At 70.8% G+C, this 20,908-nt stretch carries 21 protein-coding genes; 10 read left to right on the top strand and 11 right to left on the bottom strand.

What is annotated here, in order from left to right:
* Positions 1 to 35: 35 nt before the first annotated feature.
* Positions 36 to 2,174 carry a molybdopterin-dependent oxidoreductase gene (locus EIY87_RS16735; RefSeq protein ID WP_191984126.1) on the bottom strand — a complete coding sequence of 713 codons (2,139 nt, stop codon included), beginning with the start codon at positions 2,172 to 2,174 and terminating at the stop codon, positions 36 to 38.
* A gap of 51 nt (positions 2,175 to 2,225) precedes the next feature.
* On the opposite strand from EIY87_RS16735, the gene EIY87_RS16730 reads away from it, so the two are divergent.
* On the top strand, positions 2,226 to 3,212 hold the full coding sequence (locus tag EIY87_RS16730) for a glycoside hydrolase family 76 protein (RefSeq protein ID WP_125308933.1): 987 nt from the start codon (positions 2,226 to 2,228) through the stop codon (positions 3,210 to 3,212).
* A 6-nt stretch (positions 3,213 to 3,218) separates the two neighbouring features.
* Here the strand turns inward: EIY87_RS16730 and EIY87_RS16725 are convergent, their stop codons facing one another.
* Together EIY87_RS16725 and EIY87_RS16720 are read right to left on the bottom strand one after the other, a co-directional pair.
* The gene (locus EIY87_RS16725; protein ID WP_125308931.1) at positions 3,219 to 4,085 is read right to left on the bottom strand and encodes a LacI family DNA-binding transcriptional regulator; all 867 of its coding nucleotides are present in this window, start codon (positions 4,083 to 4,085) and stop codon (positions 3,219 to 3,221) included.
* 69 nt (positions 4,086 to 4,154) lie between these two features.
* Positions 4,155 to 5,192, bottom strand: a complete 1,038-nt coding sequence (locus EIY87_RS16720; RefSeq protein ID WP_125308928.1) for a LacI family DNA-binding transcriptional regulator — start codon at positions 5,190 to 5,192, stop codon at positions 4,155 to 4,157.
* Positions 5,193 to 5,301: 109 nt separating this feature from the next.
* Between EIY87_RS16720 and EIY87_RS16715 the strand changes: the two genes are divergently transcribed.
* The 7 genes from EIY87_RS16715 to EIY87_RS16685 all read left to right on the top strand — a co-directional run bounded on the left by EIY87_RS16715 (position 5,302) and on the right by EIY87_RS16685 (position 10,922).
* A complete protein-coding gene (locus tag EIY87_RS16715; RefSeq protein WP_125308926.1) occupies positions 5,302 to 6,318 on the top strand; it encodes a substrate-binding domain-containing protein in 1,017 nt (338 codons plus the stop codon).
* Positions 6,315 to 7,310, top strand: coding sequence for an ABC transporter permease (locus EIY87_RS16710; RefSeq protein WP_125308924.1), 996 nt, complete (start codon positions 6,315 to 6,317; stop codon positions 7,308 to 7,310). The genes EIY87_RS16715 and EIY87_RS16710 overlap by 4 nt, the downstream gene beginning before the upstream one ends.
* Positions 7,307 to 8,116 carry an ATP-binding cassette domain-containing protein gene (locus EIY87_RS16705; protein WP_125308922.1) on the top strand — a complete coding sequence of 270 codons (810 nt, stop codon included), beginning with the start codon at positions 7,307 to 7,309 and terminating at the stop codon, positions 8,114 to 8,116. Before EIY87_RS16710 ends, EIY87_RS16705 begins: the two co-directional genes overlap by 4 nt.
* A 2-nt stretch (positions 8,117 to 8,118) precedes the next feature.
* The gene (locus EIY87_RS16700; protein WP_125309878.1) at positions 8,119 to 8,964 is read left to right on the top strand and encodes a PfkB family carbohydrate kinase; all 846 of its coding nucleotides are present in this window, start codon (positions 8,119 to 8,121) and stop codon (positions 8,962 to 8,964) included.
* A complete protein-coding gene (locus EIY87_RS16695; RefSeq protein ID WP_125308919.1) occupies positions 8,961 to 9,596 on the top strand; it encodes a nucleoside/nucleotide kinase family protein in 636 nt (211 codons plus the stop codon). The genes EIY87_RS16700 and EIY87_RS16695 overlap by 4 nt, the downstream gene beginning before the upstream one ends.
* Positions 9,593 to 10,333, top strand: coding sequence for an SDR family oxidoreductase (locus EIY87_RS16690; protein ID WP_125308917.1), 741 nt, complete (start codon positions 9,593 to 9,595; stop codon positions 10,331 to 10,333). Before EIY87_RS16695 ends, EIY87_RS16690 begins: the two co-directional genes overlap by 4 nt.
* A 175-nt stretch (positions 10,334 to 10,508) precedes the next feature.
* Positions 10,509 to 10,922, top strand: a complete 414-nt coding sequence (locus EIY87_RS16685; RefSeq protein ID WP_125308915.1) for a VOC family protein — start codon at positions 10,509 to 10,511, stop codon at positions 10,920 to 10,922.
* Between the two features lie 106 nt (positions 10,923 to 11,028).
* Here the strand turns inward: EIY87_RS16685 and EIY87_RS16680 are convergent, their stop codons facing one another.
* The 4 genes from EIY87_RS16680 to EIY87_RS16665 all read right to left on the bottom strand — a co-directional run bounded on the left by EIY87_RS16680 (position 11,029) and on the right by EIY87_RS16665 (position 15,800).
* A complete protein-coding gene (locus EIY87_RS16680; RefSeq protein WP_125308912.1) occupies positions 11,029 to 11,697 on the bottom strand; it encodes a DedA family protein in 669 nt (222 codons plus the stop codon).
* A 166-nt stretch (positions 11,698 to 11,863) separates the two neighbouring features.
* Positions 11,864 to 12,685, bottom strand: a complete 822-nt coding sequence (locus EIY87_RS16675) for a YceI family protein (protein WP_125308911.1) — start codon at positions 12,683 to 12,685, stop codon at positions 11,864 to 11,866.
* Positions 12,682 to 15,273 carry an MFS transporter gene (locus tag EIY87_RS16670; protein WP_125308909.1) on the bottom strand — a complete coding sequence of 864 codons (2,592 nt, stop codon included), beginning with the start codon at positions 15,271 to 15,273 and terminating at the stop codon, positions 12,682 to 12,684. The genes EIY87_RS16675 and EIY87_RS16670 overlap by 4 nt, the downstream gene beginning before the upstream one ends.
* On the bottom strand, positions 15,270 to 15,800 hold the full coding sequence (locus EIY87_RS16665; RefSeq protein WP_125308907.1) for a MarR family winged helix-turn-helix transcriptional regulator: 531 nt from the start codon (positions 15,798 to 15,800) through the stop codon (positions 15,270 to 15,272). The genes EIY87_RS16670 and EIY87_RS16665 overlap by 4 nt, the downstream gene beginning before the upstream one ends.
* A gap of 188 nt (positions 15,801 to 15,988) precedes the next feature.
* Here EIY87_RS16665 and EIY87_RS16660 point away from each other — a divergent pair, with 188 nt between their 5' ends.
* Together EIY87_RS16660 and EIY87_RS16655 are read left to right on the top strand one after the other, a co-directional pair.
* The gene (locus tag EIY87_RS16660; protein ID WP_125308905.1) at positions 15,989 to 16,414 is read left to right on the top strand and encodes a PPOX class F420-dependent oxidoreductase; all 426 of its coding nucleotides are present in this window, start codon (positions 15,989 to 15,991) and stop codon (positions 16,412 to 16,414) included.
* A gap of 71 nt (positions 16,415 to 16,485) precedes the next feature.
* Positions 16,486 to 17,877 carry an FAD-binding oxidoreductase gene (locus tag EIY87_RS16655; protein ID WP_191984125.1) on the top strand — a complete coding sequence of 464 codons (1,392 nt, stop codon included), beginning with the start codon at positions 16,486 to 16,488 and terminating at the stop codon, positions 17,875 to 17,877.
* A 75-nt stretch (positions 17,878 to 17,952) separates the two neighbouring features.
* Here the strand turns inward: EIY87_RS16655 and EIY87_RS16650 are convergent, their stop codons facing one another.
* The 4 genes from EIY87_RS16650 to EIY87_RS16635 all read right to left on the bottom strand — a co-directional run bounded on the left by EIY87_RS16650 (position 17,953) and on the right by EIY87_RS16635 (position 20,894).
* Complete coding sequence (locus EIY87_RS16650; RefSeq protein WP_086862411.1) at positions 17,953 to 18,657, bottom strand: DedA family protein; 705 nt, start codon at positions 18,655 to 18,657, stop codon at positions 17,953 to 17,955.
* A 44-nt stretch (positions 18,658 to 18,701) separates the two neighbouring features.
* Positions 18,702 to 19,052 (bottom strand): hypothetical protein, encoded by a 351-nt coding sequence (locus EIY87_RS16645; RefSeq protein ID WP_125308901.1) that lies wholly within the window; start codon positions 19,050 to 19,052, stop codon positions 18,702 to 18,704.
* Between the two features lie 26 nt (positions 19,053 to 19,078).
* Entirely contained in the window at positions 19,079 to 20,230 is a 1,152-nt protein-coding gene (nagA, locus tag EIY87_RS16640; protein ID WP_125309876.1) for an N-acetylglucosamine-6-phosphate deacetylase, read from the bottom strand.
* 91 nt (positions 20,231 to 20,321) lie between these two features.
* Positions 20,322 to 20,894: an RNA polymerase sigma factor gene (locus EIY87_RS16635; protein ID WP_163046624.1), complete on the bottom strand. Its 573-nt coding sequence runs from the start codon at positions 20,892 to 20,894 to the stop codon at positions 20,322 to 20,324.
* Positions 20,895 to 20,908 lie beyond the last annotated feature (14 nt).

Here is a 20,908-nt window from a genome sequence, read left to right as displayed (position 1 = left end):
TGAGGATGCACTCGGCTCCGCACCGCTGTCAAGCGTCAGGCCGGCGCGACCTCCACCGGGATGCCGTTGAGCACCGACGTCCCCGACGGCACGTCGAGGAGCGTTTCGTCGGCGACCAGGTTCGAGTTGACGCCGGGGTTCGCGCGCGCCACCCGCGTCCGCGCGCCGTCGACGTCGTGGCCCCAGCCGTGGGGGATGCTGATCACGCCCTGGCGGATCTCGTCGGTGATCTCCACCGGCGCCTCGAGCTTGCCGGCTCGGGACGTCACCGCCGCGAGGCCGCCGTCGGTGAGGCCCAGGCGGGCCGCGTCGGCGGGGTGGACCTGCACCGTGCAGCGGTTGCCGCCGCGGACCAGTGGCGCCAGGTTGTGCATCCACGAGTTGTTGGAGCTCAGGTGCCGCCGCCCGATCAGCACGAGGCCGTCGTCCACCGGCTTCGCCAGCTCGTCGCGCAGGCGCGGGACGTCCTTGACGACGGGTTCCGGCGCCAGCTCGATCCGGCCGGACGCGGTGCAGAGCACCTCGGGGATCCGCGGCTTCAGCGGCCCGAAGTCCATCCCGTGCGGCGCCGCTTCGAGGTCGGCCAGTGTGACGTCGTACGGACCCGCGCGCAGCATCAGGTCGACCAGCCGGGCGGGCCCGGTGCGGTCGTGGGTGACTTCCAGCCCGGCGCGGCGGGCGACATCGGCGGCGACGAAGTCATCGAGCGCGGCGACGTCCGCCTCGGGGCCCTGGCCGGCGACTATGCCGGTGAGGCGCAGCATCGTCTCCCACTCCTGGGGCAGCGCCGACGGCAAGGTCGCGGGCGTCCAGTTGGCGACGTTGCGCACCGACAGCTGGTAGAAGGCCAGGTCGAAGTGCGGGCGTTCGAGCGGCGACGGCCCGGGCAGGACGACGTCGGCCTGGCGCGAGGTCTCGTTGAGGTAGACGTCGACCGAGATCATGAAGTCGAGGTTGCCCAGCGCCTGGGTCAGGCGCCCCGCGTTCGGCGTGCTCAGGCACGGGTTGCCGCTGACCGTGATCAGCGCGCGGACCTGGCCTTCGCCGGGGCTTTCGATCTCGTCGGCGAGGGTCGCGACCGGCAGTTCCCCGACGACCTCGGGGTACCCGCGCACGCGGCTGTGCCAGCGCCCGACCTTGAACGGCCGCCGGTTCCCGGTCGGCTGGCAGGCGGCCAGCGGGAACATCGCGCCGCCCGGCTCGTCGAGGTTGCCGGTGAGGACGTTGAGGACGTCGACCAGCCAGCTCGCGATGGTCCCGAACGCCTGGGTCGTGGTGCCGATCCGGCCGTAGACCACGGCGTTTTCGGCGTCGGCCAGCTCCCGCGCCATGCGGCGGATCTCGCCGGCGGCGATGCCGGTGCGCGGCGCGACGGCTTCGGGGGTGAACGACCGGGCCAGCTCGCGGACGTCGTCGAGGCCGTCGAGGTGCTCGGCGAGGCGTCCCGGGGTGACGCGGTCCTCCTCGAACAGGACGTTGACCAGCGCGAACAGCAGGAAGGCGTCGGTGCCGGGGCGGATCGGGTGGTGCTCGTCGGCGAACGCGGCGGTGCGCGTGCGCCGCGGGTCGACGACGACGATCTTGCCGCCGCGGTCCCGGATCCCGCGCAGCCGCCCGCGGATGTCCGGCGCGGTCATCAGGCTGCCGTTGGAGACGAGCGGGTTGGCGCCCAGCACGAGCAGGTGCTGGGTGCGGTCGAGGTCGGGCACGGGGATGGCGAGCGGGTCGCCGAACATGGTGCCGGACGAGTAGTGCTTCGGCATCTGGTCGACGGAGGTCGCGCTGTAGAAGTTCTTGGTGCCCAAGGCTTTGTAGAGCACGCGGCCGTAGAGCGTCAGCGCGATGTTGTGCACGCCGGGGTTGCCCGCGTACACGGCGACGGCGTCCCGGCCGTGCTCCTCGATGATCGGCGGGAGGCGGCGCGCGATCTCGTCGTAGGCCTCCTGCCAGCTGACCTCGACGAACTCGCCGTCGCGCTTGAGCAGCGGCGCGGTCAGCCGGTCGGGGTCGTGGTGCAGCGCGCCGAGCGAGGCGCCCTTCGGGCAGATGTACCCCTTCGAGAAGACGTCCTGGTCATCCCCCTGCACGCGGGTGACCTGCTGGTTCTCGTCCAGGGTGACCTCGAGGCCGCAGGTGGCTTCGCACAGCGGGCAGGTGACGTGAGCGGTCGTCATGACCACTGAACATACCGAGCGGTATGTCGAGGGGCAAGGCACGATTGCGCCATGGACGTCTCGGCCGCCGAACGCGCGGTGACCTCCCGCCACCTGCGCCGCGTGTGGGCCCTGCCCGCGACGGCGCTCGGCCGCAGCGGCTGGCCCCCGTCGCCCGGCCAGCGGCTGCACTGGCACTGGAACTACTGGTGGCAGGCGCACCTGCTGGACACGCTGGTGGACGCCCAGCTGCGCGCGCCAACGCCGGCGCGGCTGTCCGTGATCCGCTCGTTCGCGCGTTCGGTGCGGCTGCGCAACTTCGGCCGCTGGACGAACGACTACTACGACGACATGGCGTGGCTCGGCCTGGCCCTGCAACGGGTTTCCGCGCTGGGCATCGACACCGGCCCCGCGCTGGCGGCGATCGACACCGAGCTGCTGTCGGCCTGGACACCGGCGGCCGGGGGTGGGATCTGGTGGCGCAAGGGGGACGACTTCAAGAACGCCCCGGCGAACGGTCCCGCGGCGATCTTCCACGCCCGGTCGGGGAACGTCGCTCGCGCGCAGGCGATGCTCGACTGGCTTTCGTCCACTTTGGTCGATCCTGAGTCCGGATTGGTGTGGGACGGGATCCGTGCGGACACGGGTGAGCTGGTGAAGCACATTTTCACCTACTGCCAAGGGGTTTACCTCGGCGCTTGCCTGGAACTGTCCTCAATGGACGCAGCGGCCCGGACGGTGCGAGCGGTTGCCGAGCATTGCGCTCCGGACGGCGTGATCCGCGGCCAGGGCGGCGGCGACGGCGGGTTGTTCGCGGCGATCCTGGCGCGGTACCTGGCGTTGGCGGCCCGGTCGTTGCCGGGCCCGGAGGCCTCGACGGCGCGGTCGCTGGTGCTGACGTCGGCGGAGGCCTGCTGGTCGGGCGCGGCGCCGGGGCCGGTGTTCAGCGCGTACTGGGACCGCGCGGCGCCGTGGCCGTTGCCGGCCGACGCGCCGGAGCGGGACCTGTCGGTCCAGGTGGGCGGCTGGATGCTCCTGGAGGCGGCGGCGACGCTCTGACCGGCGTCAGCACCCGCAGGACGCGCCGTGCAGGAACTTCGGGGTCAGCCACACCGACTCCGGGGGCCGGTCCGGGTCCGCCATCCTCGACATCAGCAGCTGCACCGCCCGCCGCCCCATTTCGGCCACCGGCTGGGCCAGTGTCGTCACCGCCGGGCTCACCCGGCGGGCCCAGTCCATGTCGCCGTAACCCACCACCGCCAGTTCCGAGCCGATGCGGATGCCGCGGCGGTGGGCCTCGTACTGGACGCCGACCAGCATCGACTCGTCCGCCACCACCAGCGCCGTCGGGGAGGGCCAGCCGTCCAGGAGCTTCGCCGTCGCGCGGGCCGCGCCGCCCGAAGACGACAAGCCGCTTTCGACCAGCTCGCGGTTGAAACGCAGGCCCGACTGCTCGAGGCCGAGGCGGTAGCCGCGGACGCGCTCGCGGCTGACTTCCTGGCCGTCGTCGCCCGAGATCAGGCCGATCTTGCGGTGCCGTCCCGCCGTCAGGTGGCGGACCAGCGACGCCACCGCGTGCACGTTCTCCGTGCCCACCTGGTCGACGTCGTTGCGCGCGGCCACCCGGTCCACCAGCACCGTCGGCACGCCCATCCGGACCAGCCCGTTGATCACCGCTTCGTCGCCCGCCGAGGGGACCAGCAGCACGCCGTCCACCAGGTCGGCCCGCAGCGCGCGGACGAGCTCCGCTTCTTCGCCGACCGCGTCTTCGGTGTCCGCCAGCACGACGTCGCAGCCCGCGTGATCAGCGGTCGCCCTGATGGCGCGCAGCAGCTCACCCGAGTAGGGGTTCGCGTGCACACCCATCGCGACGCCGATCCGGTAGGTGACCGGGGGGTCCCACAACCGGAGCTCCGGCGAAAGTGCCGTCATATGCCCTCGCAGACGCTCAGCCGAAAGGTATCCGCTGACCGCCCGCGAGATGACGGCAAAACTCCAGAATCACTGATGTGAGTGAACCGGCGGGCAGCCGCACGACTCACGGTGACGCAGGGTGGGTGCCAGCCGGACCGTCTCGGCCTTGCGCGCCGGGTCGTTGATGCGGGCCAGCAGGAGCCGGACCGCCTGGCGGCCGATCTCCTCGATCGGCTGCGCCATCGTCGTGAGCGGCGGGTCGACCAGGTCCGCCCACTCGACGTCGTCGTAGACCACGACCGGCAGGTCGCGCCCGATCCGCAGCCCGCGCCGCCGCGCCTCGTGCAGCACCCCGACCATCATGCTGTCGTTCCCGACGACCAGCGCGGTCGGCGGCTCGGGCAGCGCCAGCAGCGTGCTCAACGCCAGCGCGCCGCCTTCGCGCGACGAGTTCCCGCAGGCCACGAGGTCGGAGGACCAGGTCAGCCCGGACCGGCCCAGCCCCAGCCGGTAGCCCAGCACCCGCTCCTCGCTGGTCGACAGCCCGGGCGCGCCGCTGATCATCCCGACCCGCCGGTGCCCGAGCGTCGCCAGGTGCGCGGTCAGCGCCGACGTCGCCTGGATGTTCTCCGAGCCCACCTGGTCGACGTCGGTGCGGGTGGCCAGCCGGTCGATGAGCACCGTCGGCACGTCCAGCGACACGAGCTCGCCGATCACCGGCCCGTCACCGGGCGCCGGGGTGATGAGCAGGCCGTCGACGCGCCGGGAGCGCAGCGCGCGTACCGTGTCACGCTCGGTGTCCGCCGCGTCGTGCGTGTCGGCCAGCAGGACGGTGTACCCGTGCAGCGACGCCTCCCGCTCGATCGCCTGCATCAGCATCGCGAAGTACGGGTTGGCGACCAGCGAGATCGCCATCCCGATCGACCGCGTACCGCCGGTGACCAGGGAACGAGCGATCGCGTCACCGGTGTAGCCGGTCGTCTCGATCGCCCGCAGCACGGCCGCTTTGGTGTCCTCGGCGACCGCCCGCGTCCCGTTCACCACGTGCGAGACGGTGGTGATCGAAACGCCGGCGAGCTCGGCGATGTCGCGCTGGGTCGGCCGCGACGACCTCGGCTGGGGCATGCCAATCCTTTCCGGCAAGCGTTTGCGCAAACGCTTGCGTCCACGGAGCAGTCTGTCTACCTTCCCGTCCATCGGCAAGCCTCGAACCCAGACAAAGGGGCAGGAACCCATGAGACAGCGGAGTCTCACCGCGGTGGTGCTGGCCGCCGTCCTCGCCGCGACGACCGGGTGCACGGTCGAACGGCACTGGGGCGGCAACACCAACACCGGCGGGAGCGGCAAGGCCAAGGTCGGCCTGGTCACCAAGACCGACACCAACCCCTACTTCGTGGAACTGCGCAACGCCGCGAGAGCGGCCGCCCAGGCCAACGGCGCCGACTTCAGCGCGCTCGCCGGCCAGTTCGACGGCGACAACGACGGCCAGGTCCGCGCGATCGAGAACCTGGTGCAGCAGGGCGCGAACACCATCCTGATCACGCCCAGCTCGTCGACCGGCGTGCTCAAGGCGATCAAGGACGCGCGTGACGCGGGCATCCTGGTGATCGCCCTCGACACCGCCACCGAACCGGCCGACGCCGTCGACGCCACCTTCGCCACCGACAACTTCGCCGCGGGCGAGCAGCAGGGCGCCTACGTCAAGGCCGCGCTCAAGGGTGTCCCGCCGAAGCTCCTGATGGTCGACGGCACGGCCGGCAGCACGGTCGACACCCAGCGCCACGGCGGCTTCCTCAAGGGCATCGGGCTGACCGACGGCTCGCCGGAGATCAAGGGCCACACCGCGGCCAACGGCGACCAGAGCCTCGCCCAGCAGGGCATGGAGAACCTGCTCCAGCGCAGCACCGACATCAACGCCGTCTACTCGATGAACGAGCCGATGGGCCGCGGCGCGTACGCGGCGCTGAACGCCCGCGGACTCACCGGGCAGATCGTGATGGGTTCGATCGACGGCGGCTGCGAAGGCGTCCAGAACGTCAAGAACGGGCAGTTCGCCGCCACCGTCATGCAGTTCCCGAAGAAGATGGCCGAGCAGGGTGTGCTCGCCGCCGTCGAATACGCCAAGACCGGGAAGAAGCCGTCCGGCTTCGTGAACACCGGGTCCGCCGTGATCACCGACAAGCCGCTGCCCGGCATCGAGAGCCACGACTCGGCCTGGGGCTTGCAGAACTGCTGGGGAGGAAACAAATGACCACGGCGACCGCCGCTCCGGCGAGGGACCGTGAGTCCCTCGGCGAATTCCTCCTCCGCGCTCCCGCGGTCGGCCCGGCGCTGGCGCTGGTCGTCGCCATCGTCGTGTTCTCGCTGGCCACGGACACGTTCTTCGACCTCGACAACCTGTCCACGGTGGTCCAGCAGTCGCTGGTCGTCGGCACGCTCGCGCTCGGGCAGACGCTCGTCATCCTCATCTCGGGGATCGACCTGTCCAACGCGGCGTCGATGGTCGTCGCGACGCTGATCATGGCGAAGCTCGCCGCGGCCGGGACCAACGGCTTCGTCGCGCTGCTCGCCGGCGTGGTGCTGACGATCATCGTCGGCATGTTCATCGGCGGGCTCGCGACGCGGATCAAGCTGCCGGCGTTCATCATCACGCTCGGCACGTTCACGATGCTGACCGCGGTGTCGAAGCTGATCGCCGGCGGCCAGGCCGTGCCGGTGACCGACGGGCTGCTGCAGTGGCTCGGCACCAAGCGCTACCTCTTCGGCGGCATCCCGATCACCTACGGCATGACGCTGGCGCTGCTGATGTACCTCGGCGTCTGGTACGCGCTGACGAAAACCGCGTGGGGCAAGCACGTCTACGCGGTCGGCAACGCGCCGGAGTCCGCGCGGCTGTCCGGCATCAAGGTCAACCGCACGGTGCTGTCGGTGTACATCGTCGCCGGGCTGACGTTCGGCATCGCGGCCTGGCAGGCGCTCGGCCGGACGCCGAACGCCGACCCGAACCAGTTCCAGCTCGGCAACCTCGACTCGATCACCGCCGTCGTCCTCGGCGGCACGAGCCTCTTCGGCGGCCGCGGTTCGGTGCTCGGGACGCTGATGGGCGCGCTGGTCGTGGCGGTGCTGCGGTCGGGCCTGACGCAGATGAACGTCGACGGCAACTACCAGGACCTCGCCACCGGGGCCCTGCTCATCGCCGCCGTCGTGGTGGACCGGATCGCGAGGAGGCAGCAGCAGTCATGAGTGAACCCATCCTCCAGGCTCGCGGACTGGTCAAGCGCTACGGCCGGGTGACCGCCATCGACGGCGCCGACTTCGACCTGCTGCCCGGCGAAGTGCTCGCCGTGGTCGGCGACAACGGCGCCGGGAAGTCGTCGCTGATCAAAGCCCTGTCCGGCGCGGTGATCCCCGACGAAGGCGAGATCAAAGTGGACGGACAGACCGTCCACTTCAAGTCCCCTTTGGACGCTCGGCACTACGGGATCGAGACGGTGTACCAGGACCTCGCCGTCGCGCCCGCGCTCGACATCGCGTCGAACATGTTCCTGGGCCGGGAAAAGCGGCTCAAGGGACCGTTCGGGCTGTTCCGCAAGCTCGACACCGGCACGATGCGGTCCGAGGCGCAGCGGATCCTCGACGAGCTGGGCATCAACATCAAGTCGATCACGCAGCCCGTCGAGACGCTTTCCGGTGGCCAGCGCCAAGGTGTCGCCGTGGCGCGCGCGGCCGCGTTCGGCACCAAGGCCGTGATCATGGACGAGCCGACCGCCGCACTGGGTGTCGCCGAGTCCGGCAAGGTGCTCGACCTGATCGGCCGGATCCGCGACCGCGGCCTGCCGGTGGTGCTGATCAGCCACAACATGCCGCACGTGTTCGACATCGCCGACCGCATCCACGTGCACCGCCTCGGCAAGCGCGTCGCGGTCGTCTCGCCGAAGACGCACACGATGAACCAGGTCGTCGGCCTGCTCACGGGTGCGTTGCGGCTCAACGAAAACGGCGAGGTCGAGGAAGCCGCCGCCGCTACCCACGTGGCCGGCCTGAAGTGAAGTTGCTGCTGGCGGGTCTGTGCACCGTGGACGTCGTCCAGCGGGTCGACGAGCTCCCGGCGCCGGGCGAGAAGGTCCAGTCGCTGCGGGTGGACGTCGCGGCCGGGGGGCCGGCGACGAACGCCGCGGTGACGGCCGCCGCGCTCGGCGCCGAGGCGACCCTGCTGACCGTCCTCGGCGCACACCCGCTGGCGGCCCTCGCCCGCGCCGACCTGGAGTCCCACGGCGTCCACCTGATCGACCTGGCCCCCTCCCTACCTGACCCGCCCCCGGTCAGCGCCGTCGCCGTCCGCGACCACGACGGCGAGCGCACCGTCGTCTCCCGCAACGCCCAAGACCGCACTTTCCTAGAGAAAGTGCCGTTTTTTGGGGCTGATGAGGTGCGTGGGGCGGATGTGGTGCTGCTCGACGGGCATTATCCGGAGCTGGCGCTGGCCGTCGCGCGGGGAACGAAGGCGCCGGTCGTGCTGGACGCCGGGAGCTGGAAGCCGGTGCTCGACGAGCTGCTGCCGCTGGTCGACGTCGCCGCGTGCTCCGCGCACTTCAAGGCGCCAGAGCCGGGGCTGCACGCGCGCGGCGTCCCCACCGTCATCACCACCGCCGGGCCCGGCCCGGTGCGGTGGTCCACAGCGGACGGCGGCTCGGGTGAGGTGCCTGTTCCCGCGGTGGAAGCGCGGGACACACTAGGGGCGGGCGACGTCTGGCACGGCGCGCTCGCCGTGGCCGTGGCCCGTGAACGGACGGTGCCGGACCGGATCCGCTTCGCCAACGAGGTGGCCGCCGAACGGGTGCGGCAGGTGGGACCGCGGTCGTGGACGACCGCGATCGCAGGAAGGAACAGGACATGACGGCGTTCGACGACTTGCTGGCCAGGGCCGAGGGCCTGACCGTGCGCGGGCAGCGCAACGTGCTGGGCATCATCGGCGCGCCCGCGTCGGGCAAGACCACGCTCGCGTGGGCGCTGGCCAACGCGCTCGGCTCGCGCGCCGCGGTGGTCGGCATGGACGGCTTCCACCTCGCGCAGGTCGAGCTGCGCCGGCTGGAGCGCACCGAGCGCAAGGGCGCCCCGGACACGTTCGACGCGGCCGGCTACTACCACCTGATCCGCCGCCTCGCCGAAGGCCGCGAGACGGTGTACGCGCCGGAGTTCCGCCGCGAGATCGAGGAGCCGATCGCCGGCGCGGTCGCCGTGCCGCCGGAGGTCCAGCTCGTCATCACCGAGGGCAACTACCTGTTGCTGCCGGACGACCCGTGGAGTGCCATCCGGCCGCTGCTCACCGAGGCCTGGTTCCTCGCGCCGGACGAGCCCGAGCGGATCGAACGGCTGGTCTCGCGCCACCGCCGCTACGGCCGTTCGCTGGTCGAGGCCCGGCGCCGCGCGCTCGGCTCGGACCAGCGCAACGCCGACCTGATCTCGCAAACCCGGGACCGGGCCGACCTGGTGCTGGAGAACCTGCCGCTGGCGAACTTCGCGATTTGACCCTCGTCGTCACGGGCGGCAGCCGCGGGATCGGCGCCGCCATCTGCGTGCTCGCGGCCCGGCGCGGCCACGACGTCGTGGTCAACTACTCGGGCGATCCCGCGCCCGCGCTCGCCGTGGCCGACGAGGTCCGTGCTTCGGGCCGCCAGGCGCTGCCGGTGCGCGCGGACGTGTCCGTCGAGGACGACGTCGTCGCGCTGTTCGACGCGGCGGCCGAGCTGGGGCCGGTGACCGGGCTGGTCAACAACGCGGCGATCACCGGCAACACCCCCGGCCGGCTCGATTCCTACGAGGTGGACGTCGTCCGGCGCACCCTCGACGTCAACGTGACGGGGGTGTTCCTGTGCTGCCGCGAGGCGGTCCGCCGCATGTCGACGCGCCACGGCGGCCACGGCGGCGCGATCGTCACCATCTCCTCGACGGCGGCGCGCACCGGCTCGGCCGGCGAGTGGGTGCACTACGCGGCGTCGAAGGCCGCCGTGGACACGCTGACGTTCGGGCTGGCCCAGGAGGTCGCCGGCGAAGGGATCCGGGTCAATTCCGTGCGTCCGGGCATGATCCGGACCGGCTTGCACGACGCGGCCGGCCTCCCGGACCGCCTCGACCGGCTCGCGCCGCAGATCCCGATGGGACGGCCGGGCGAGCCGGCGGAGATCGCCGAAGCGGTGCTGTTCCTGCTGTCGCCGGCGTCGTCGTTCACCACGGGAGCCGTACTGGAGGTCGGTGGCGGCCGGTGACCGAGCGAGTACTCTCCGGCAAACACGAATGACCTTCGGTCACCGGCGTCCGCCTGCTGGGACGCCCGGAGACGGCGAGATCACGATCGGACGCGGACTTGGTCACCTCGGTTTCGGCGGGCGAACGCTGTGCAACTCTGGGAAGCCGCCACGCGAAAGGACGGCTTCGGAAGCCATGGCCAAACTCATGTCCGTGCACCACCTCGCGCTCACCGTGACCGACGTGGACCGCAGCGTGCCGTGGTACGCCCGCGTCCTCGACCTCGAGGAGGTCCTCCGGCGCGAAGAGCCGGACACGGGGCTGCGGAAGGTCGTGCTCCGCTCCGCCGGGGACGAGTTCTCCGTGGTGCTGGTGCAGCACGCGGACACCGGCAGACGCGGCTTCGACGAACACCGCGCCGGCCTCGAACACGTGGCGTTCCGCGTCAGCTCGACGGCCGAACTGGCCGAGTGGGAAGAGCGACTGGCGGAGTTCGGCGTCTCCTACCTGCCGACGGCGCCGTCGCGCACGTTCGAGGGCTCGAAGGTGGTCGTGTTCCGCGATCCGGACGGCATCCAGCTCGAGATCTGGGCCGACCCGGAACTCTGACGCCCGGCGCGGGAGGTCTTGAATGACTCATTCAAGACCTCCGAAGACCTGAATGACTCATTCAAGACATCGATGAGGCCGCCGCCGAGCGAGCCGCCGCAACGCCTCAGGCGCGGGCGTCGTCGCGCTCGTCGACCGGGCGCCGCATCTCCTGGCGGTAGCGCAGGACGCCGTACCCCGTGCCGACCACGAAGAACGCGATGCTGACCCACAGGGCCGCCGTCTTGACCCACGGCAGGGCGTCCAGCAGGCCCGCGCCGTAGTAGCCGAGCAGGACCAGCGTCGGCACCCACAGCAGGCCGCCCAGTGCCGTCGCCGCCATGAAGCGGCGGGGGTCCATCCGGGCGGCGCCGGCGATCAGCGGGGCCAGCGTGCGGATCCACGGGATCCACCGGGCCGCCACGATCGCGAAGAACCCCTTGCGGTCCAGGAACCGCTGCGCGCGCTCCAGGTTGTGGCGGTTGAGCACCTTGCCGTCGCGGCGCGCGATGAGCTTGGTGCCGCTGCCGCGGCCGATGTAGTAGCCGATCTGGTTGCCGAGCAAGGCGACGATCAGCGCGGCCCCCGACAGGAACCACGCGTTCGCGTCCGACCCGTGCTGCGCCAGCACCACGCCGGCCCCGAACAGCAGCGAGTCGCCGGGCAGGAACAGCCCGATGATCAGCGCGCATTCGACCAGCACGAAGCTCAGCACGATCACCCAGACGAGCAGCGGCCCGGCGGTGTCCAGCCAGCTCACGCCGACGCCCGCGGCCTCGATGCTCACGACGTTCACACCGGGAGCCTACGTGGCCCAGGTGAACACCCCACGGCGAACGGTCGAATCGAGCGCGCCGGGATATTCAGGTTCGACATGCCGTGAAGGCCCCCTTACCGGCTGTAGAAACCGTGAAGGCCTCCTTCCCGGTCATAAAAGCCGGGAAGGAGGCCTTCACGGAACTTCAGAACTGCGGCAGCGACTCGCCCTGCACCGCTTCGATGTCCAGCTCGATCTTCACCGTCGTGCCGACCGCCGCGACCCCGGCCCGGACCATCGCGCTGTAGTTGATCGCGAAGTCGTTCCGGTGCAGCGTCGTCTCCGCGTGGAACGCCGCGCGCACGCCGCCCCACGGGTCCGGGCCCCAGCCGCCGTAGGTCAGCTCGAGCTCGATCTCACGGCGCTCGCCGTGCAGCGTCAGCTCGCCCAGCAGCGTCCACGAGTCGACGCCGCGCTGGCGCAGCCCGGTGCTCGTGAACGTGATCACGGGGTGCACGTCGACGTCGAGGAAGTCCGGCGACCGCAGGTGGTCGTCGCGCATCTTGATGCCGGTTTCGATGCTCGCCGCCTTGATCTCGGCGTGCACCGACGACCGCTCGGCCGGGCGGCCGATCTCGATCCGGCCGGACACGTCCGGGAACCGCGCCTTGATGCTCGCGATGCCCAGGTGCCGCGCCGTCGCCATGACCGACGAGTGCATCGGGTCGATCACCCACGGGCCGGCCGGCGGCAGGTCGATCGCCTCGGCGACCGGCGCCAGCACGACGTCGCCGAGCGAGCCGGAGCCGTCCGACGCGATCTGCGCCGTCCGGGCGACCGGGGTGTACCCGGCCGCCGTGACGACCGCGGTGTACACCCCCGCCGGGAGGCCGTCGGTGACGACCTCCCCGCGGACGTCGGCCGCCTGCCGGGCGACCTGGCGGCCGGCCGGGTCCGTGACGGTGAGCACCGCGTGCTCCACCGCCCAGCCCTCGGCCGTCCGGAAGGTCGCGCGCAGGCCGGTCATGACCGGTCGACCAGCTCGTCGAGGGCCTGGTCGTAGCCCAGGCGGACGTCGTGGTCGGCTTCGCCGCCGGTCAGCTCCACCTGGCTGGTCGCCGGCGGGTAGCCGCTCGCGACCACGGTGTACGCGCCCGCGGGCAGGTCGCTGACCACGTACCGGCCTTCGCCGTCGGTCCGCGCGACCGCCGCCACGTTGCCCTCGGCGTCGAGCACGGTGATCCGCGCGTCCGGCACGATCCGGTCGCCCTCGGTCCGCGCGGTGCCGGTGAGCTGCACCGAGCTGGACAACTCGACGTCGTGGCGCAGCACGCCGCTGTCCGGCACGGTCAGCGTGAGCGCGACGGGCCGGTAGCCCGCGCCGCTGGCGACCAGGGTGTACGCCCCGGCGCCGACCCCGACGAAGGCGTAGGTGCCGTCCGCGGTCGTGATGAACGCGCCGTTCACCTCGCCGCGCCCGTCGGTCAGCGTCACCGTCACGTTCGCCAGCGGCTGGCCGGTCGAGGCCGCCCGCACGGTGCCGGTCAGCTCGCCGGACCCGGTGAGCGTGACGTCGACCGTCGCCGGCCCGTTGCTGATCACGACGCTGGAGGCCTGCGGCTGGTGGCCGTGGGCCGACACGATGAGGACGTACGCGCCCGGGCCCTGGCTGGGCACCGAGTAGCTGCCGTCCGCGGCGCCGGTGGCCCGCGCGACCTGGCGGCCGCGCTGGTCGATCAGCGTCAGCGCGGCACCCGGGACGTGGCTGCCGTCCTGCCGCCGCACGTGCCCGATCACCGGCACGCCACCCGCGCCGACCGGGGTGTCGACCTCGGAGTCCGCGACGGAGTTGGTGATCGGCATCGGCAGCGCGCCCGACACGGCCTGGTAGTCGCCGTGGCCGTTGGTGTTCAGCGCGTGCTTCCCGCCGCCGACCAGTGCCGGCTCGCGGTCGGCCGGCTTGACCGGCTCGACGATCTCGGTGGGCTCGTCGGCGAAGTCGTGCTGGTCCGCCTCGAGCAGCGCCTCGCCGCCCTCCATGGCCGCCGCGGCCGGGGCCGCGTTGGTCAGCGGGATCTCCTTCATGAACAGCAGCACGATCGTGGCCAGCAGCGCCACGCCACCCGCGATGTAGAACACCGTGGTGATCGACTCGGTGAAGCCGATCAGCACCGGGGTCCGGATCGCCTCGGGCAGGTTCTGGATGCCGCTGGTGTTCTCCGACAGGTTGCCGATGCCCGCCCCGGCGCCGGCCGGGAGCTGCCCGCCGAACGCCTTGGTGATGTTCGGCAGCAGCGTGTTGAACAGGACCGTCAGGAAGATCGCGACACCGGCGGTACCACCGATCTGGCGGAAGAACGTCGCCGACGCGGTCGAGACGCCCATGTCGCTGCGCGGGCCGGCGTTCTGCACCGCGATGATCAGCGTCTGCATGCACTGGCCGAGGCCGAGACCGATGATGGCGGCCGCGACGAGCGGGTGCCACAGCGGCGAGTCGTACTTGACCTGCGCGAAGAAGAAGGCGCCGCCGGCGATCAGGATGGTGCCGACGATCGGGAAGATCTTGTAGCGCCCGGTCTTCCCGGTGAGCCGGCCGGACACGATCGAGCTGGTCATGATGCCCGCCATCAGCGGCAGCATCAGCAGACCGGACTCGGTCGGCGTGTAGCCCTGCACGACCTGCATGAACTGCGGGATCATCGTGATCGCGCCGAACATCGCGACACCGACGATGACGCCGCCGATGATCGCCACGGTGAACGTCGAGTTCTTGAACAGGCGCAGCGGGATGAGCGCGGCGTCCTTCATCAGCTTCTCGACCACGATGAAGGCGATGACGCCGACGCCGCCGACGACGTAGCAGAGGATGGCCTTCTGGTCGCCCCAGCCCCACTTCTGGCCCTGCTCCGCGACGATCAGGAACGGCACGACCGCGACGACCATCGTCAGCGCGCCCCACCAGTCGATCTTGTGCTCGTGGCGCTCGTGCGGCACGTTCAGGACCTTGGCCACGACGAACAGCGCGATGACGCCGATCGGGACGTTGATCAGGAAGACCCAGCGCCAGCCGTGCAGGCCGGCCAGGGTGTCGATGCCGGCGAAGAACCCGCCGAGCACCGGGCCGAGCACGGTGGACAGGCCGAACACGGCCAGGATGTAACCCTGGTACTTCGCCCGCTCACGCGGCGGGACGATGTCGCCGAGGATGGTCATGGCCAGCGACATCAGACCGCCGGCGCCGAGGCCCTGGACCGCGCGGAACGCGGCGAGCTGGTACATCGACGTCGCGAACGTCGAGGCCAGCGAGCCGGCGACGAAGATGCCGATCGCGGCCAGGTAGAACGGCTTGCGGCCGTAGATGTCGGAGAGCTTGCCGTAGATCGGCGTGACGATCGTCGAGGTGATCAGGTACGCCGTGGTCGCCCACGCCTGCAGGTCGAAGCCGTGCAGGTCGTTGGCGATCTTGACGATCGACGTACCGACGATCGTCTGGTCCAGCGCGGCGAGGAACATGCCGCACATCAAGCCGCTCAGGATCGTGACGATCTGGCGGTGGGTCAGCCGGGGTGGTTGCCCCACCTCGGGCTTGGCGACTGCTTCGGTGGTCGAACTCATGCGTTGGCCCCCTTGGCCGGAGCACCGGCGGACGCGTGCGCGTCGGCCAGCTGTGGAGAGTGGTTCTCGATACCTGTGTTGAGCCGGCCGAAGAGGCGGTTCAGGGTCTGGATTTCCCCTTCCGTCCAGTCCCCGAGCACTTCGGCCAGCCACTGGTTGCGCTGCTTGCGGTTCTCTTCGAACACCCGCATGCCCTCGGCGGTGGGCGCGAGCAGGCACGCCCGGCCGTCTTCGGGGTCGGCCTGGCGTTCGACCAGGCCGTGCTGCACGAGGGAGCTCGACTGCCTGCTGATCGTGGAGATCTCGGAGTGGAGCGATTCCGCGAGCCGGCTGGTGCGCTGCGGGCCCTCGTGGATGAGGGTGAAGAGGATCGCGTACGCCGCCCGCTCGATGCCGTCCGGGCCCTGCTTGGAGACCTGCGACTTCGCCTTGTTGATCAGGCGGACCAGGCGCACGAGCTCGTGGCCGAGCTGGTCGGCGAGGTCGAGTTCGGCGGTGGGCCGGGTGGCGGAGCTGTTCGGTGCCATGAGGGATCCTTCAACGGCGTTGGTTGGCGGCTGCAACTAGTTGCCTCAGGCAAGGATGTGCCTGTACCACCGGTTATGCAAGCGGACGGGCGCTCGGTGTGTCCGAACACACTTTAGTTGCCGTATGCAAGCAGATTTCCTCCGGGCTGCGGTCGGAACAACGTCGGCGCTCGCCGGTTGGAGAAGGTATGACCGACGACACAGCGCTGAAGGACTTCCTTGCCGCCCACCGCCACGGCGTCCTCGCCACCATCCGGCGTGACGGGCGGCCCCAGCTGTCCACCATCACGCACCTGTATGACCGGGAATCGGCCACGATAATCGCGTCGATCACCGAGACCAGGGCGAAGACGAAGAACATGCGCCGCGACCCGCGGGTGACGTTCCACGTCGGCAGCGAGGACGGCTGGAGCTACGTCGTCGCGGAGGGCCGCGCGTCGCTCACGGCACCGGCGGCCGCGCCGGACGACGCGACGGTCGAGGCGCTGGTCGACTACTACCGCCGGGCGGCGGGCGAGCACCCGGACTGGGCCGAGTACCGCGCGGCGATGGTCGCCGACCAGCGGGTACTGCTCACGATCCACATCGAGAAGCTGCTCGGCCTGGTCCGGTGACGGCTGCTCCGCGCGGCTGGTTTTGAAACTTTACTTCCGCAGTGCGGACTCTTCGGGCTTACGATGAGGCCATGAGCAACGAAGCCCTGGTCACCAAGCTCCGCGACCTGCTCGGCAAGAGCGCCGTGCTCACCGACACCGACGTCACGGCGTCGTACGCGCGCGACATGATGCCGCTGGCGCCGTCCGGCAAGCCCTTGGCGGTGGTGCTGCCGGCGAACACCGAGCAGGTCCAGGCGGTGGTCAAGGCGTGTGCCGAAGCCGGCGTGCCGATCGTGCCGCGCGGCGCGGGCAGCGGCCTGTCCGGCGCCGCGAACGCGATCGACGGCTGCGTGACGCTGTCGCTCACCAAGCTGAACGAGATCGTCGAGATCGACCCGGGCAACCGGCTGGCCGTGGTGCAGCCCGGCGTCGTCAACCTGGACTTCCGCACCGCCGTGGAGAAGCACGGGCTGTTCTACCCGCCGGACCCGTCCAGCTACGACTGGTGCACGATCGGCGGCAACCTGTCGACCAACGCGGGCGGCCTCTGCTGCGTGAAGTACGGCGTCACGACCGACTCGGTGCTCGGCCTCGAAGTCGTCCTGGCGGACGGGTCGCTGCTGAAGACGGGCCGCCGGACGGTCAAGGGCGTGGCGGGCTACGACCTGGCCCGCCTGTTCGTCGGCAGCGAGGGCACGCTCGGCGTCATCACGCAGGCGACGGTCCAGCTCAAGCCACTGCCCCAGGCCCCGGCCACGCTCGTCGCGGGCTTCTCGACGACCGAGGCGGCCGGCGAGGCCGTGGCGCGGGTGGTGCGCGAAGGGCTCGTGCCGTCGTTGCTGGAGATCATGGACGCGTCGTCGATCAAGGCGTCCGAGACGTACCTGAAGACGGACCTGGGCGCGGGCTCGGACTGCCAGGCGCTGCTGCTGGGCCAGTCCGACGCGGGCGGCGAGGTCGCCCGCCGCGAGCTGGCGGCGCTGGAGCAGATCTGCGTCGACTGCGGCGCCGACCTGGCGTACACGACGGAGGACCTCGAAGAGGGGCGGATGCTGCTGCAGGCCCGCCGGGTGGTCCTGACCGCGCTGGAGACGTACGGGCTGTGGCTCACCGACGACGTCTGCGTGCCGCGCACGCGCATCGCCGAGCTGATCCGCGGCTGCGAGAAGATCAGCGCCGAGGTCGGCCTGCGGATCGCGGTGGTCGGGCACGCCGGCGACGGCAACATGCACCCGACGATCGTGTACCAGCCGGACGACCCGGACGAGTTCGCGCGGGCCCAGCGGGCGTTCGACGAGATCCTCGAGGTCGGGCTGTCCCTCGGCGGGACGGTGACGGGGGAGCACGGGGTCGGGAAGATCAAGCGCGAGTGGCTGGCGCGGGAGATCGGCCCGGTGGGGCTGCGGGTGCACCGGCAGATCAAGCAGGCGCTGGACCCGGAGAACCTGTTCAACCCGGGATCGATGTTCTCGATGACCTGAGCCGCGGGCGCGCCGCCGGGACGGAAAAGGGCCCCACCGCCGACCGGTGGGGCCCCGAAACTCCGCTGAAGAACCTCAGTCCTTGATCCGCGGGATCCGCTGCGTGACCTCCGGGTCCGCCGAAGACAGCGCCGCCTTCTTCTCACGCCGCGCCTTCAGGTACTCCAGCACGATCGGGACCACCGACACCAGCACGATCAGCACGAAGATCGCGTCGACGTTGTTCGCGATGAACGACACCCCGCCCAGCAGCGAGCCCAGCACCGTGATGCCCGCGGCCCACAGGATGCCGCCGATGACCGTGTACGTGAAGTAGCGCTTCGGGTCCATGCGGCCGATGCCCGCGATCCACGTGATGAACGTCCGGACGAACGGCACGAACCGGGCCAGCACCACCGCCTTGGGGCCGTGCTTCTCCAGGAACTCGTGCGTCTTGTCGACGTACTCCTTCTTGAAGAACTTGGAGTCCGGCCGGTTGAACAGCTTGGGCCCGACGAAGTAGCCGATGTAGTACCCGACCACGTTGCCGAGCAGGGCCGCGACCGTCACCAGGACGCAGACCAGCCACAACGGCGCGTCGAGGGTTCCGTTCGCGATGAACAGGCCGGCCGTGAACAGCAGGGAGTCACCGGGCAGCACCGGGAAGATGCTGCTCTCGATGAAGATGATCAGGCACAGCACCGCGATGACCGGCGTCGTCAGGCCGCTCAGCAGGTGCTGCGGGTCCAGCCATGACGGCAGCAGCGACATCGTGTTGACCGTGCTCTGGGCGAGAATCACCTCGAAAACGGTACAGGGTCACCCTGAGTCGTTACTGAGACCCGTCAGACCAGCGTGAGCAGGCCCACCACGGACCCCGCCGCGAGGCCCAGCAGCACCGCCAGCAGCAAGATCCAGTACGCGGGCAGCTGCGCCGACGAACGCGGGGGCGGCGGCGGGGTGTATGCGGTCGGCGCTTCGGCGACCGGGTCCAGCGCCGCGCGCTCGCGCTCCAGTGAGTCCGCGCTCGCGCCCGAGAGCAGGCCGTACGCCGAGGGCAGCTCGTTGATCGCGCTGGTCGGGACGGCGTCGGTCGCCGGTTCCGGGTCGCGGGCGGGTGACGCCGAAGGGGCGAAGACGGCTTGCGCGCGAAGGGCGTCCGCCAGCAGCTGCTCGGGGTCCTTCGGCTCGCTCATCTCCGCCCGTCCTCGTTCGGGAAACCTCAGGTGCTCAAGGTAGCCGTACCCACTTCGGCGACCCATTCACCCCGGCGCAGCACCTTCGACGGCCGCAGGTCCTGGTCGAGGACCACGATGTCGGCCTCGTGGCCGGTGCACAGCATGCCGGTGCGGTCGGCGATGCCGAGCAGCTCCGCGGGCCGTTGCGACGTCGCGTGCACCGCGTCGAGGATGCCGAGTTTCGCACCCTGGACCAGGTTACGGAAGGCGGTGTCCATCGTCAGGGTGCTGCCGGCCAGCGAGCCGTTGTCGGCGAGGGTCGCGACGCCGTCGTGGACGTCGACCTCGAGGCGGCCCAGCGTGTAGCGGCCGTCGGCCGCGTCGGTGGCCGACATCGCGTCGGTGATGAGGACCGTGCGGTCGCGGCCCGCGTGCTTCGCGGCCAGCCGGACCACCGTCGGGTGCAGGTGGACCAGGTCGCAGATGAGCTCGATCGTGATGCGCTCGTCATCGAGCAGTGCCCCGATCGGGCCGGGTTCGCGGTGGTGGAGCGGGCGCATGCCGTTGAACAGGTGGGTCGCGACCGTCGCGCCCGCGTCGATGGCGGGCAGCAGCTGCTCCTCGACGCCGTCGGTGTGGCCGATGGCGGCGATGACGCCGGACTCGGCCAGCTGCCGGACGGCCTTCACGCCGCCGTGCAGCTCGGGGGCGATGGTGACCATCCGGATCGCGCCCTGGCCCGCGCGCAGGAGCTTCTCGACCGTGCCGGTGTCCGGCTCGAGGAGCGTCTCCGGGTCGTGGGCGCCGCAGCGGGCCTTCGAGATGAACGGCCCTTCCAGGTGGATGCCCGCGACCTCGCCGTCCTGGACGAGCTCGCGCAGCGCGGCGACCTGCTCACGCAGGATGTCGACCGGGTCGGAGACCAGGCTGGCCAGCATGGTCGTGGTGCCGTGACGGCGGTGCGCCCGCACCGCCGTCAGGAGTTCCTCCGGATCGAGGGAGGTGAACGAAGCACCTCCCCCGCCGTGGCAGTGGGTGTCGATGAACCCGGGGACGACCAGCGCCCCTCCGACGTCCACGTGCTCGCCGGACGGCGGGGTCCCGGAACCCACGCCGGCGATCCGCCCGTCGGAGACGGCTACCCAGCCGTCGTCGAGTACACGGTCCGGGGCGGCGACCCGGCCGCCCATGATCACGAAATCTCCGGCGCCTCTCACGCACCCCAGCATATATTGGTCTGGACCAAGCATGGTGATACGACTCAGTGATCGGAATGGTCCACCCGGGTCACTGTGGGGCTTGCATGGCCTTCTGGAGCGCCTCGAGCGCCCGGCTGGCGGTCGATTTAACGGTACCCTTGGAAATGCCTGCCGCCTCAGAGATTTCGGCTTCGCTCAGCCCTCCGTAGTACCGGAGCACCAGCACTTCACGCTGGCGGGGCGGCAACTTGGACAAGGCGGACACGACGGCCTGGTGCTCGCTGGAGAGCATCGCGAGGCTCTCGGCGGACCGGGCGTTCACGGCGTGCGGCGGCACGTACTCGCGGGCGGTCTTGCGCCGGCGCAGCACGCTGCGCGACCCGTTGACCACGGCGGTGCGCAGGTAGCCGACGGCCGCCGCGGCGTCCCGCAGGCGCCCCCAGTTGCGGTGCAGGCCGGTGAACGCCTCCTGGACGACGTCTTCCGCGGTCGCGGGCTCGTCCACCAGCAGGATCGCCAGCCGGACCAGCCGCATCCGGTGCTGGCGGTAGAGGTCTTCGAGGGTCAGCGGCGCGGCTGTCTGCGCCGGGGCCGGACCGTCCATGACCCGCAGGTGGCCGAGGGTCGCCTCGACACTGCGTTCCGCATTGCCCTCGAGCATGAACCCCTGCCTGT

This window comes from Amycolatopsis eburnea, assembly GCF_003937945.1.
Lineage (GTDB): Bacteria > Actinomycetota > Actinomycetes > Mycobacteriales > Pseudonocardiaceae > Amycolatopsis > Amycolatopsis eburnea.
This window is presented reverse-complemented; position numbering and strand designations above follow the sequence as displayed.